The sequence below is a fragment of the Candidatus Symbiopectobacterium sp. NZEC135 genome (assembly GCF_025962695.1).
The window spans coordinates 14513-28581 of the sequence record NZ_JAGFPF010000012.1; the positions used below are offsets into that span (position 1 = coordinate 14513).

Consider the following 14069-nt stretch of genomic DNA (forward strand, 5'->3'; position numbering starts at 1 on the left):
CAGCGTCATTGCGCGGTGGTTTGCGCGAGTTGTTTTTCCGCATCTTCTTCAGCGCGCAGGGTGCGGCTGGCAAAGTACATGTAGGCCACCGCGATGAGGAGAACCACGCCCATAAACCACAGGCCCAGCGTCATGCCCTGCATCAGCGGCGGTGCCAGAATTGACCAGTCTGCCATGCCCATCCAGGCCGACAGTCCGGTGAGTTTTACCGCCCATACGCAACCAAAAATCTCAATCATCCCCATCACCAGACAGATTTTCAGCGCCGCGCGCCAGCCGCCAAAGTGGTTGGCAAACACGCCGATGGTGGCGTTGGAGAAGAACATCGGGATAAAGCCGGGGATGATCATGATGGGCGAACCCACCCCAATCAGAATGCCAACGGCGATCAACTGGCCGATGGTGCCCCACATAAAGCCCCATACCACGGCATTGGGGGCGAAGCTGTAGATGGCGGCGCAGTCGATCGCCAGCACAGCACCGGGGATCAGACGTTGAGAGATACCGTTAAAGGCTTCGGACAGCTCGGCAACGAACATGCGCACGCCCTGCACGATGATGAAAATGGCGACGGCGAATTGGAAACCGGTTTGCAGGATATAGACGGTCCAGTGGGTTTTTCCTGCCATCTTCTGCACCGTATCGATACCGAATGACAACAGGATTGCGCCAAAGAACACGGTCATCACGATGGCGGTAGAGACGATGTTGTCATGGAAGATATTCAGCCAGCCGGGCAGCTTCAGATCTTCGACGCTCTCTTCTTTTTTACCCAGATAGGGGGCGAGCTTGTAGGCTAGCCAGGACGCGAACTGCTGTTGGTGGCCGATGGAGAAACCACAGCCGTCGGTCACTTCCTGCGTTGGTTTGTACATCATGTTGGAGGTGATCCCCCAATAGAGCGACACCAGCACGGCGCTGCACAGGATGGTGGTCCACATCGGGTAACCGAGAATATAGAAGAACACCGCCAGCAAACCCGCCTGCTGAAACATGATGTGGCCGGTAAGCATAATGGTGCGAATGCCGGTGATGCGGCGCAGCAGGACGTAGACAATGTTCAGTGCCAGCGCCAGCAGCACCGCATAGCCGACCCAGCTGTAGGCATCGCCCATGCGTTCGATGGTGGCCATCATCGAGGCGTAGGTGTCAGAGATGGCACCGTTGATCTGGTACACCTCAGACATCTTGGCGACCACGGGTTTGAACGTGCCCGTCAGGATGCCGGAGCCTGCCTGCAACAGCATAAAGCCGATGATCGTCTTGATGGTGCCTTTGATGATCACCGTGGCGCTTTTGCGCAACAGCAAGTAGCCGAGAAAGGTCACAATACCCAGCAGCAAGGGGGCGTTGGTCATGACCTGATTAAAGAAAATGGTGAAGATGTTGTAGAGAGTTTCCATGGAACACTCCAATCGATTTTTATTGTTACCGTTTTACTGCTATTGCCTGCCATCACGACTGCTTACGGGAGCAACGTTGTGGCTGACATAGCCGGGCGTAGGGACTTCAGTAATCACGAGTAATCGTATTGAGATTTTTGTTGATTGTTTGTGATTAAACTCGCAATTCTCATGGCACTAAAGATCATTCAATCATCAAGTTTTATTTTTTTCATGTTATTCAGTATGTTGTGTTTTTATTCTTTTGCGTTATTTGATCTTGATGTGAATTTTCATGATTTTTTTCTCACTTCAAGTGATTGTCAGTGCGATTTAACGGTGCTAGATTGGCATTAAGTTGTCGTGTTTAATCTTTTTATGATTACTTATGATTTATTTAATTGCCGATTAATGATGAGGTCACGCCATGAGCAAGATAGAAACCATTACCCGCGAATCCTGGATCCTGAGCACCTTCCCGGAATGGGGAACCTGGTTGAATGAAGAAATAGAACAAGAGCAGGTTGCTGCTGGCACCTTCGCCATGTGGTGGCTGGGTTGTACCGGGATTTGGTTGAAATCAGAGGGTGGGGCCAATATTTGTGTCGATTTCTGGTGTGGCACCGGCAAGCAGAGTCACGGTAACCCTTTGATGAAAAACGGGCACCAGATGCAGCGCATGGCGGGGGTGAAAAAATTGCAACCTAACTTGCGCACCACGCCGTTTGTGCTGGATCCGTTCGCTATCCGCCAGGTGGATGCCATTTTGGCGACGCACGACCATAACGACCATATTGACGTCAATGTCGCCGCCGCCGTGCTGAAAAATTGCAGCCCGGAGGTTCCCTTTATTGGTCCGCAGAGCTGCGTGGATCTTTGGGTCGGCTGGGGCGTGCCGCGTGAGCGTTGCATTGTGGTGAAACCGGGCTCGGTTGTCCGTATTAAAGATATTGAAATCCATGCGTTAGATGCGTTCGATCGCACCGCGTTGATCACCCTGCCGGTGGAACAAAAAGCGGCGGGCGTGTTACCGGATGGCATGGATCTGCGGGCAGTGAACTACCTGTTCAAAACCCCCGGTGGAAACCTGTATCACAGCGGCGATTCCCACTACTCCAACTACTACGCGAAACATGGCAATGAGTATGACATCGACGTGGCGTTGGGCTCATACGGAGAAAACCCGCGCGGCATTACCGACAAGATGACCAGCGCAGATATGCTGCGCATGGCCGAGGCGTTGAATGCCAAAGTGGTGATTCCCTTCCACCATGATATCTGGTCGAATTTTCAAGCCGATCCGCAGGAGATCCGCGTGCTATGGGAAATGAAAAAAGACCGCCTGCAATACGGTTTCAAACCCTTTATCTGGCAAGTCGGTGGCAAATTTACCTGGCCGTTGGACAAAGATAATATGGAATACCACTATCCGCGCGGCTTTGACGACTGCTTCACGATGGAACCTGATTTACCGTTCAAATCTTTCCTGTAGTTCGCAATGTAGTTCGCGATGTAGTTCGCAATGTAGTGCGCGACGTGGAAAACACGTCGCGCTATGATGATTGCTGCGCATTTATGATAAATTATGATGTAAACTTTTCACGTCGACGCCATGACGCGCCGCTTCTTGTTACCGGACGACTTATGACTGAATCTCAGCGCCATCATGCCATCATTGATTTCCTGCACCGCCAGGGGCAACTCACTGTCTCCGATTTGATCGTGAATTTTGACGTTTCTCCCGCCACTGCGCGACGCGACATCAACAAACTCAATGAATTGGGCAAACTGCGCAAAGTGCGCAATGGCGCTGAAGCCGTTAACCTGCCGCGCCCGGCCTGGACACCGCTCAATATCTATCAGGCGCAGAATCTGGATGAGAAGATGCGCATCGCGCAGGCGGCCGCTGCGCTGTGCAACCCCGGTGAAAGCGTGGTGATTAATTGCGGTTCAACGGCGTTTTTGCTGGGGCGTGAGATTGTTGGGCGCGATATTCAGGTGATCACCAACTATCTGCCATTGGCGAATTTCCTGATTGAGCAAGAGCACGAAAGCGTGGTGATCATGGGCGGGCAGTACAACAAGAGCCAATCGATCACCCTGGCACCTCAGGAAGGGGATGCGAGCTTGTATGCCGGTCACTGGATGTTCACCAGCGGCAAAGGGCTGACGACGGAAGGGCTGTACAAAACCGATATGCTGACGGCGATGGCGGAGCAAAAGATGCTGAGCTACGTCGGCAAACTGGCGGTGGTCGTGGACAGCAGCAAAGTGGGACAACGCGCAGGCATGCTGTTTAGCCGTGCCGATCAGATTGACGTGGTGATCACTGGGAAGCAGGCTGACGCCGCTATTGTGGAACAACTGCGAGCGCAGGGTGTTGAGGTGATACTCGTATAATAAATCTTATATTGGGACACTGAATTATCCCTGTATTTCTGTCAGTAGCGTGAGTGTTTCGTGCGCGCTTACCAACGCCAGTTTCTGCAACCGCTGTTGCGCGCCCGACACGAGGCGCTCAATTGCCGCCGCCTCGTGGCTCCAGGCTTTTCGCGAGAAATCACGCCGCTACGCGGTGCCTTCGGCGTTCGTGTCCGCTACTCGGGCCGCTCCCGACGCGTTCCAGACGCGGCGGGAACTTTCGCCGCATCCATGCGGCTCACCCGGCGGCCACGCCCGTCTCAGCGTGATTTTTTACGCGCTCAAAAGACCAAACCACATCTTCTGCATCGGCTGTTGCGTGGCCTTTAAATATCCTACTGAGTTAGTGCGTTAGTAATTTTCTCGAAGTTCTCAAATGGGCAGAATCCCTTGTCGTTAGTCGGACACTCACTCAGTGCCAGCGTCACACGCTGTGGCGGGTTGGCGCGGTTAAGCGGTGCCAGCGTAGCGAGCTGTTCAGTCGATTGATACACGTATTCCACTTTCAACAGCGCCTTGTTACTGGCGTTATCGCGCCAGCGTTGGAACACCACCTTGCCGCCGATCGGTGTGGTTTCCAGTTGGTGCGGCAGATGGTACGGTTTCACACCCAGCGCGGAGAACAGCGATGCAACGTTTGAATCGTGACCGACCAGGAAGGTGAATTTAGGCTGCTGCTCGCCAAATGAACCGGCCAGCGCTTTGACCAAGTTGGCAGAGACGGCCTTGGCAACCACCGGTGCGCTAAACACTACGCTGTTGTAGTACTCTTTGATCGACACTAAATCAGCCAGTTGCTTCTCATCTTTGATGCGCCCCCAGCCGATCTTATTAATTGGTGTGCCTTCGTAGTATTGCAGGATAAAGGCATCAGCAATCGAGGTGCCGGTTCTCAGCGGGCCAACCACACCTGGCTCTTTGCCAGCCTCAATCTTCACGTCCGTTTCCTGTGCCATCAGGTCGCACTGCTTATCTTGCTTGCAGTTGGCGGAATCCTTGTAGCGAATGATCTCCGCCATCTGTTGGTATACCGGTTTCAGCCGCTCATTCAGCCCTTTTACCCCACCTTCACCGGCTTTTTGATTAATGGAGTCGATGGCCTGTTGTTTAAACGTGGCGCTGTCATTGCGGATGATTGGGTTAAAGGTAGCGTCCATCGTGCCCAATTTTTCTTTGTGCACCACCGGTACCAGACAACCTGGGAATGCACCCACGGCGAAATATTGTGCGGTGGAAATGGTGCGTTGCAGACTATTGGCGTAGAACGAGACGTCTTTATCCGTCGGGCAGGTATCGGCAGCCAGCAGGCGGTTATCTACCAGCCATTCGCTAAAATAGTGACCAAAATAGGCTTCCAGCACACCACCGCGCGTGGTCAGGTAACTGCTGGGGGTATCCCACTGTGGCCAGGCATCCGGTGTGACCTTGCCGAGTGCGCTGCTCGGGCTGGCTAACGGGGCGCGCAGGCCGTGACGACTAAACACCACGACCTGTTCAAGCGTGTAGCCATCCTGTGCAGCGGCGGGGAAAGTGAGCGCTGCGGGCAGTAACAGCGGGAGACAAAACAGGGCCTTGCGTTGTAAAGACATGGTGATGCTCCTGGTGAATGAATAACACATTCTCGTATGACATGCGTAACGGAGGCGTGTCATACGCGATCTTTCTCATCATGACCCTTTTTTCGCATAACGAAAAATGTTTTATTACAGAAATGTGACGATTGACTTACCTTACTGAAACAGTAGCATCTCTCTCATAGTAGCGTGCGCTGTGCCGTAATGCCTTTTTTCTTGGTCCCGAGGTGGTATTCGTATGGAACAATTTGAGTGTATCAGCATTGAGCAAGCCCATGAGCGTTGGCAGAAACACGGCGTGGTGGTGGATATTCGCGATGCGCAAAGTTACGCCACCGGACATGTGCCGCAGGCGCTGCATCTGACAAATGAAACGCTGTCTGATTTCGTGCGTGAAGCAGAACTCGATCAGCCGGTGATGGTGATGTGTTATCACGGCATTAGCAGCCGCAATGCGGCACAGTATCTGTTGAGCCTGGGGTTTGAGGCGGTATACAGCGTGGATGGCGGCTATGAAGCCTGGCAGCGCGATTTTCCGCAGGATGTGGCGTCGGCGTCGGACAACGCGTGAAGTGGAATATCCCGACGCCATGACGCGTCGGGATAGGGCAAGGTTATTCCACCGCCTGAATCGGCTTTTTCACAAAGAAGCCGTAGCTGATAGCCCCCAGCATGAGCAGGAAGGCACCAAACAGGAAGACATTGGTGAAGGTGCCCGTTGTATCAAGAATAATACCCGTGACGATCGGGGCGCTGGCCGCGCCGAGGAAGCCGCCGAAGTTCTGGATGGCACCCAGCGAAGCCACCTGAGATTTCGGTGCGATATCCGTCGCCAGTGTCCAGATAACCCCTGACGGCATCTGAGAACAGAAATAACCCAGCGACAGCAGCGCGATACATAACGTCGTGTCGTGCACGAAGGGAATCGGTGCCACGAAGCAGGCGGCCAGTGCTGCACCACACACGATCGGGATTTTACGCGCGGTAATGGTGTTAGTACCGCGACGAATCAGACGGTCAGAAATCACGCCGCCCACCAGCACGCCCAAGATCCCGGCAAAGAACGGGATGGAAGCCACCCAGCCGGTTTTCATCAGGCTGAAGCCCAACGATCTCTCCAGATAGCTCGGCAGCCAGGTCAGGTATACCCAAATGGTGAACATGATGGAGAAGTTCCCCAGGATCATGAACCAGGTGGTTTTGTGTTTGAACAGAGAGCCCCAGCTCGCTTTGGGCTGATTTGCTTGTTGCGTCTCAGCAACTGCCGCTTCGCCGTGGATCTGTACTTCTTCTGCGGGCGTCGGGTTACGGTACAGTTTCAGCCACATCAGCAGAATCGGGATACCGGCCAAACCGATGGCGATAAACATGCCGCGCCAGCCCATGGTCAGCAGCAGGATGGTCAGGATCGGCGGCGCAACGGCGTTGGCGATCTGTGAGCCAGTATTGATGATGGCGGTGGGAAGCCCGCGTTCATTGCTCGGGAACCAGCGGTGGGTGATCTTGATACCGGAGGTAAAAAACGGTGATTCAGAGATGCCCAGCATCATGCGCAGGCCATAGAACATCGAATAGCCGTTAACGAAACCTGCGAGAATGGTGAACCCTGACCACAGGCCGAGCGCCCAGGAAAACATTTTTTTTGGCCCGAATTTATCGACCAGCCAGCCCGCAGGCAAGTTGGCTAGCGCATAGGGCCACAGAAAGGCCGAAAGCAGCAGGCCCATCTGGGTGGAACTAAAGCCGAATTCTTTGGAAATTGTGGTGTTAGCGATGCTGAGGTTGGCGCGGTCGAGGTAGTTCACCACGGCGGCGATCAGCAACACCAGAATAATACTCCAACGCAAACGGGATATTTTTTGCATTGGTGGTGCAACAGCAGCAGGTTGAGATAACGATATTGTCTCTTTCATTTTATTTATTTTCCGTGAGCAGGCTGAGAGGAATCTGCGAATAAACGATTCGCCGTGAGTCTGGCTGTAAGGACGTTGGTGTAGGATGCAGGGCGCGCTGTTCTTGCGCCCAATCACGTTGGTCACACACGATCATGCTGAAAATCCCCTGGTTTTTTATTTTTCGTAGCGGGAGTCACGAGGTGCTCCCGCCATTTATTGTTATTTTTTATTGCGCAATTTTTTTCTGGTAATGCGCGGTGCCGTGGCGGATCTGGTCGAGGATCACGGTCAATCCCCAGAATTTCTCCAGCACGTCATCCTTGTTGACCCGGCAGTGAATGCTGTCAAAGGTGCCGCGACGTTGATGGTAAATCTTGGCGTTTTTCGGATAACCCAGCGTTTCAGTGACGGCAGCCAGTGACAGGAAATCGGCCAGTTCGTCTGCCAGCGCCGGGTTTTCCTGATGGTGGTGATAGAGCCACACGTACAGTTCCGGGTGGAAGTTAGTGAATACGCCGCTAAAGCCGCGCGATCCCGCTTTCATCGCCGGGAAGGCAATGGCAGCATTGGCGTTGATGATATTCAGCGGGGTGTCCTGCACCAGCTTGACGCGACGGGTTACGGTATCCAGATCGCAGCTTACGTCTTTCAATACCACGAAACGGCCGGTGTTAGCACAGTAAGTCAGCTCTTCGTCACTCAGCAGGCGGCGATACGGCGCTGGGCACTCATACAGGCCCAGCGGCAGCGATTCCGGCAGCGCATCCAGCAGGCTGTTCAGCGTACTGAAGAAGGTGTCGCTGCCGGTTTTCTGCGGATCGAGGTGGTTAGTCACCAGCACCAGCGCATCGATACCGGTTTGTGCCATGGCAGACAGCTCTTCGATTTGCGCATTGAGGTCGTCACTGATGTGGCCGGAAGCGATCACCGGCACGCGGCCTTTCACATGGTCGACAACGAAACGGGCGACGGCTACGCGTTCTTCCAGCGTCAGGAATTGCATTTCACTGGATTGGCACACGGCAAACAGCGCATCGACTTTGTTTTCCAGATACCAGTCAATCAGGTTGGCCAGGCCGGGATAGTCTACGTCGTTCTGTTCGGTGAACGGTGTAAGCATGACAGGGACGATACCATCGATTTTTTTCATTTTTTATTTCTCCGAATACAGACTGTGCGGGCGCGAGCCCGCAGGCATTAACGTTGTGATAAACGCGCGATAACCTGTTGATGTTCTGGCATGTTTGAAGCACCTTCCCGCTCGACCGCCAGGGAAGCAAAGGCGGAGGCGTAGGTCGCGGCCTGCACCATGCTTTGTCCGTTAGCCAGTGCGGCGGCAAAGGCACCGTTAAAGGCATCTCCTGCGCCGGTGGTATCCACGCCGAGCGCCGGAAAGGCCGGAATGTGTTGGAACTGGTGGCCGTCATACAGCAGCGCACCGCGCGATCCCATGGTAATGATGACGCGCTTGGCACCCATACGTGCGATTTTCAACGCGGCTTCTTTGGTGCTGTCAAAGTCATGAATGTCGATACCCGATAGCAGTGACGCTTCCGTTTCGTTGGGCGTGATCACATCCAGATAATCCAGATAGGGCAGAATCTCACTGGAGTACGGCGCCGGATTGAGAATCACTTTTTTGCCCAGCGCGTGCGCCAGCTTGATAACGTTCAGGGTGGCGGAAAAGTTATTCTCCAACTGCACCAACAGCACGTCTGACGTGGTTAATTCCGGGGCGATAGCCGCGACTTCATCATCGGTGATGGTCTGGTTGGCCCCGGGATAAATAGCGATCATGTTCTCGCCATTTTGCTGCGAGACATAAATGATGGCGTTGCCGGTGGGCTCGGTATCAGATTGATACAGCTTGAACGCGTGAATATCCGATGACGACAAATGGTCGTAGGCAAACTGGCTGAACTGATCGGTGCCTACCTTGGTGACAAAATAGACCTGTGAACCTGCCCGACTGGCGGCCATCGCCTGATTGGCACCTTTGCCGCCGGGGCCGAGGGCGCTGCCCTGCGCCATGATCGATTCGCCACCTTTGGGAAAACGCGCCACTTTGGCGACGATATCGACATTGAACGATCCTAAAATACACACCTTGCCGTTCATCTTGTTTCCTTTCTGTTTGCTGGTTTGATGCCGGGTCTGCTTTTCCAGTCGCTTGAGCAGCACTTCAAAATTTTCACTGCGTGGGGCAATCAACTCAGACTGCAAACTGCGCCGCACAATAGTTGCACCGCCGTAGCAGCGCTGAACCAGATTTAAACGCGCCAACTCGTTCAGGTCGCTGCGGATTGTCTCTTTGCTCACGGCAAATGCGGTGGCCAGATAATCAACACTGGCGCGTTCGTGTTTGGTTAAATAGGCCAGAATTTGATTACGTCTTTCTTCCAGGAACATGGTCACCTCGCTGCTGGATATGAGCCTAAAGGAGCGGCTATGGTTAAAAAGTGACTATTGTCATAGGATAATGGGCAAAACGGAAGCAAACGGAAGTTGGGTGGGGGAGATATATAACGAATTGCCAGCGCCAGCGGTGTTGGTGGCGCGTGCATCAGGGTAAACCGACGGTTTATCAGAACAATATTTCAACCCTCTTAATAAAACGATGTGATATTTTTATGACAAATCAATTTGCTAACGGATAAATTACGATGGCAATTCGCCTAACAGCCTTATCTCAGCCACGCTTGGCACAGGCGTTTGTCGACTATATGCAAACGCAGAATATTCAACTGGAGTTACGCTTCTCTGGGCAGGAAGTGGAACTTTGGCTGGACGATGAGGCGCGGTTGACTGAAGTACAGCAGGCGCTTGAGGTGTTCATTCAGGATCCGATGCATCCGCGTTATCAAGCGGCCAGTTGGCAAGCGGGATCAACCTCTTCGCCCTTGCGCTATGCGCGTTTTTCTTATCTACAGACGTTACAGCAGCGTGCCGGACCACTGACGCTGGGCGTGATGATTACCTGTATTGTCGTTTATTTGTGGATGACGATATTTGGTAACGATCGTGCCATGATGTGGCTCTCTTATCCGGATGCAGGACAACAAGGCCAGCTATGGCGCTGGTTTAGCCATGCCTTCCTGCATTTCTCCTTGCTGCATATTTTGTTTAACCTGATGTGGTGGTGGTATCTCGGCGGACCGGTAGAGAAAATTTTGGGGACGCGCAAGCTACTGACCTTGGCGCTGCTCTCTGCGGTCGCCAGCGGTTGGGTACAATCTTTCTTCAGTGGCATCTATTTCGGTGGTCTGTCTGGTGTGGTGTACGCCTTGATGGGCTACGTCTGGCTATACGGTGAACGCGTGCCGTCGGGCCCGCTGTTCATGCAGCGCGGATTGATGGCCTTTGCATTGTTGTGGTTGATCGCCGGATATTTCGATATTTTAGGTCTACGCATTGCTAATGCCGCGCACGTCGTGGGTCTGGTTATTGGGTTGGTGCTGGCTTTTTGGGATACGCAGCAGAAAAAAGCATGATCGCAACCCGGTAACATTACGGGGTAAGCGTTGCCAGCAGCACAGAGAAGTCTCAACCAGAGGGTTGAGTGGAAATCTGTTTTAGGGGAACAACGTGAGGCAAACACAGCGGCACGACGCCATCATTGAACTGGTGCGTCGGCAGGGATATGTCAGTACCGAAGAGTTGGTAGAACATTTTGCGGTCAGCCCGCAAACGATTCGCCGGGATCTTAACGATCTGGCGGAACAAAACAAGATCCATCGCCACCACGGTGGTGCGGCGTTGCCTTCCAGTTCGGTGAATACGGCTTACCACGATCGCAAGATGATGTGGTCAGATGAAAAAGCACGTATTGCACGTAAAGTCGCCAGCCAAATCCCGGATGGTGCTACGCTATTTATAGATATCGGGACAACGCCAGAGGCGGTTGCCTATGCGCTGTTGCAGCATAAGGATCTGCGGGTCGTCACCAACAACCTGAACGTGGCGACGCTGTTGATGGGAAAAGAGGATTGCAGGCTGATTCTGGCAGGCGGCGAAGTGCGCACCCGGGACGGCGGTATTATGGGCGAAGCGACGCTGGATTTCATTTCTCAGTTTCGTCTGGATTTTGGCATCCTCGGCATCAGCGGCATTGACATGGATGGCTCCTTACTGGAGTTTGATTACCATGAAGTGCGCACCAAACGGGCAATTATCGAAAATTCCCGCTGCGTCATGTTGGTCACCGATCACTCCAAATTCGGTCGCAATGCAATGGTGAATCTGGGCAATATGGATCTGATCGACTATTTTTTCACCGATCAACTACCACCACCCAGCGTAATGAAAATCATTGAACAACATAAGGTGCAGTTGGAGTTGTGCTGAGCCAGACGTGCCTTTTTCTGATTGATAACAGGGGAGAGGCACGATGGAAAAGCTGTCATTCAACCACACGCTGTTTATTGCTGCATTGCACCGCCAACGACAACACTATGGCGTGGCGGCGCTGACTTGCCTCAGCGCTCAGCAGCAGTGGCATGTCGTCAGTACGGCGCTATCGGAGCAGCTTGCCGCTCACCCGATAACCCCTCCCGATTCGTCCCCAGGCCGTCATGTTAACTACCTCTCCATGGAATTTTTACCGGGTCGCCTCACCGGCAATAACCTGATTAATCTGGGATGGCACTCTGCCGTGGCAGCGGTGCTGGCAGAGCAGGGGCTTAACCTTAGCGATGTGCTGGAAGGTGAGACTGACCCGGCATTGGGTAACGGGGGATTAGGGCGTCTGGCTTCTTGTTTTCTGGATGCGATGGCGACGGTGGGGCAGCCTGCGATGGGCTACGGGCTGGACTATCAGTACGGCCTGTTCCGCCAACGTTTCGAGGCCTGCCAGCAGCATGAGTATCCTGATGACTGGCAGCGCGATGCGTACCCCTGGGGTCGCCCGCAGCCTGCACTGAGTGTAAAGGTCGGTTTCGGTGGCGCTATCGAACAGCGCGATGGAGAGGCGGAAAAGTGGCAACCCGCTTTTTATTTTCTCGGTGAGGCGCGCGATGTGCCGGTGTTGGGCTATCAAAATGGCGTGGTGCAGGCGTTGCGGCTCTGGCACTCTACCGCGGAAACCCCTTTTGATCTTACGGCATTCAACGCCGGGCGCTATCTGGACGCGGAGCGCGCCGGTGTGTCAGCAGCCAGCCTGACGAAAGTGCTTTACCCGAATGACAACCATGCCGCCGGTCGGCGTCTGCGCCTGATGCAGCAATATTTTCAGTGCGCCTGCGCCGTTGCGGACATTGTGCGGCGACACCTTCAGGCAGGGCGGGCGCTGTCAGCGCTGCCGCAGTGGGAGGTGATTCAACTTAACGATACGCACCCGACGTTGGCTATCCCGGAATTGTTGCGCGTGTTGCTGGATGAACATCATCTGGGATGGGACGAGGCGTGGGATATCACCCAACGTATGTTTGCCTATACCAACCATACGTTGATGCCAGAAGCGCTGGAGCGCTGGCATGACGGCTTGTTCCGTCGTCTGTTGCCCCGTCATTTTGATATTATTAATACTATTGATACCCATTTCAAAGCGCAGGTGGAACAACAGTGGGGAGCACAGGCAAAGCATATCTGGCCGCGTGTCGCCATTCGCTACCAGCATCAGGTGCGCATGGCAAACCTGTGCGTAGTGGTCTGCTTTGCCGTTAACGGAGTGGCCGCACTGCATTCACGCTTGGTTGTGAGCGATCTGTTTCCTGAATACCACCAACTCTGGCCGCAAAAATTTCATAACGTGACCAATGGTATTACGCCGCGCCGCTGGCTAAAACAGTGCAATCCGGCGCTGTCGGCGCTGCTGGATGAAACGGTTGGAACGGCTTGGGCCACGGATTTACCGGCCTTGCGTGCGCTCGAATCTTACGCCGATGACAGTGCATTTCGAGCGCGTTATCGCGCCATCAAGCAGCAAAATAAAGAAAATCTGACACATTGGGTACGCCAGAATCTGGGGGTGACACTGGATCCTCACGCCCTGTTTGACGTGCAGATCAAACGATTGCATGAGTACAAACGTCAGCACCTGAATTTGCTCCATATTCTTTCACTTTACCGCCAATTGCGTGATAACCCGCATCTGGATATAGTTCCGCGCGTCTTTTTATTCGGGGCCAAGGCTGCGCCTGGATATGTACTGGCAAAAAACATTATCTACGCTATTAATAGCGTAGCGGAGAAGATTAATCGGGATAAGCATGTAAGGGATCGTTTGCGTATACTGTTTATTCCAGATTATCGTGTGTCGCTGGCGGAGCGAATCATTCCCGCTGCCGATGTGTCGGAGCAAATCTCTACCGCAGGGAAAGAGGCCTCTGGCACCGGGAACATGAAGCTGGCATTAAACGGTGCGCTGACAGTGGGTACGCTGGACGGTGCCAACGTGGAAATGGCGCAGGAAGTTGGGGAAGAAAACCTGTTTATTTTCGGGCATACGGTGGATGAGGTTAAAAACGTGCTGTCACAGGGTTACTCCCCGCGTGTGGTGCTCAAGCAGGTGCCGCAGTTGGCCCAATTGCTGGATGAGCTGGGCAGCGGCGCCTTTAGCCACGGCGACAAAACGGCGTTTGCGCCGTTGCTTGAAAGCCTGCTGGATAAGGGCGATCCCTATCTGTTGTTGGCCGATTTCGCGCCCTATTGCCAGGCGCAGCAGCGTGTGGATGCGCTGTATCGTGACACGGAGGAATGGACGCGACGGTGTGTGCTGAATACCGCGCGAATGGGTTTTTTCAGTGCCGATCGGGCTATTCATGATTATCAGACGCGCATCTGGCACGCGCGCTGTTGAG

At 53.7% G+C, this 14069-nt stretch carries 11 protein-coding genes; 6 read left to right on the forward strand and 5 right to left on the reverse strand.

All coding sequences use genetic code 11. The annotated features are described in order from the left end of the window. Positions 1-5: 5 nt before the first annotated feature. On the reverse strand, positions 6-1403 hold the full coding sequence (gene ulaA, locus J5224_RS09040) for a PTS ascorbate transporter subunit IIC (protein WP_264625055.1): 1398 nt from the start codon (positions 1401-1403) through the stop codon (positions 6-8). Between the two features lie 406 nt (positions 1404-1809). Between ulaA and ulaG the strand changes: the two genes are divergently transcribed. Continuing rightward, the gene (gene ulaG / locus J5224_RS09045; RefSeq protein WP_264625056.1) at positions 1810-2874 is read left to right on the forward strand and encodes an L-ascorbate 6-phosphate lactonase; all 1065 of its coding nucleotides are present in this window, start codon (positions 1810-1812) and stop codon (positions 2872-2874) included. A gap of 152 nt (positions 2875-3026) precedes the next feature. After that, positions 3027-3782: an HTH-type transcriptional regulator UlaR gene (ulaR, locus tag J5224_RS09050; protein ID WP_264625057.1), complete on the forward strand. Its 756-nt coding sequence runs from the start codon at positions 3027-3029 to the stop codon at positions 3780-3782. A gap of 356 nt (positions 3783-4138) precedes the next feature. On the opposite strand, the gene agp is transcribed toward ulaR, so the two are convergent. Next, a complete protein-coding gene (gene agp / locus J5224_RS09055) occupies positions 4139-5392 on the reverse strand; it encodes a bifunctional glucose-1-phosphatase/inositol phosphatase (protein ID WP_264625058.1) in 1254 nt (417 codons plus the stop codon). 223 nt (positions 5393-5615) lie between these two features. On the opposite strand from agp, the gene glpE reads away from it, so the two are divergent. Next, a complete protein-coding gene (gene glpE / locus J5224_RS09060) occupies positions 5616-5948 on the forward strand; it encodes a thiosulfate sulfurtransferase GlpE (protein ID WP_264625059.1) in 333 nt (110 codons plus the stop codon). A gap of 43 nt (positions 5949-5991) precedes the next feature. Here the strand turns inward: glpE and J5224_RS09065 are convergent, their stop codons facing one another. The 3 genes from J5224_RS09065 to rbsK all read right to left on the reverse strand — a co-directional run bounded on the left by J5224_RS09065 (position 5992) and on the right by rbsK (position 9681). Beyond that, positions 5992-7290, reverse strand: a complete 1299-nt coding sequence (locus J5224_RS09065; protein ID WP_264625060.1) for an MFS transporter — start codon at positions 7288-7290, stop codon at positions 5992-5994. A gap of 208 nt (positions 7291-7498) precedes the next feature. Beyond that, positions 7499-8422: a dihydrodipicolinate synthase family protein gene (locus J5224_RS09070; protein ID WP_264625061.1), complete on the reverse strand. Its 924-nt coding sequence runs from the start codon at positions 8420-8422 to the stop codon at positions 7499-7501. 47 nt (positions 8423-8469) lie between these two features. Then, positions 8470-9681 carry a ribokinase gene (rbsK, locus tag J5224_RS09075; protein ID WP_264625062.1) on the reverse strand — a complete coding sequence of 404 codons (1212 nt, stop codon included), beginning with the start codon at positions 9679-9681 and terminating at the stop codon, positions 8470-8472. Positions 9682-9935: 254 nt separating this feature from the next. On the opposite strand from rbsK, the gene glpG reads away from it, so the two are divergent. The 3 genes from glpG (at position 9936) to malP (ending at position 14068) form a co-directional block, all read left to right on the forward strand. Then, on the forward strand, positions 9936-10763 hold the full coding sequence (glpG, locus tag J5224_RS09080) for a rhomboid family intramembrane serine protease GlpG (RefSeq protein WP_264625063.1): 828 nt from the start codon (positions 9936-9938) through the stop codon (positions 10761-10763). 94 nt (positions 10764-10857) lie between these two features. Next, on the forward strand, positions 10858-11616 hold the full coding sequence (locus J5224_RS09085) for a DeoR/GlpR family transcriptional regulator (RefSeq protein ID WP_264625064.1): 759 nt from the start codon (positions 10858-10860) through the stop codon (positions 11614-11616). Between the two features lie 43 nt (positions 11617-11659). Then, positions 11660-14068 carry a maltodextrin phosphorylase gene (gene malP / locus J5224_RS09090; protein WP_264625065.1) on the forward strand — a complete coding sequence of 803 codons (2409 nt, stop codon included), beginning with the start codon at positions 11660-11662 and terminating at the stop codon, positions 14066-14068. The last annotated feature ends 1 nt before the right edge of the window (position 14069 follow it).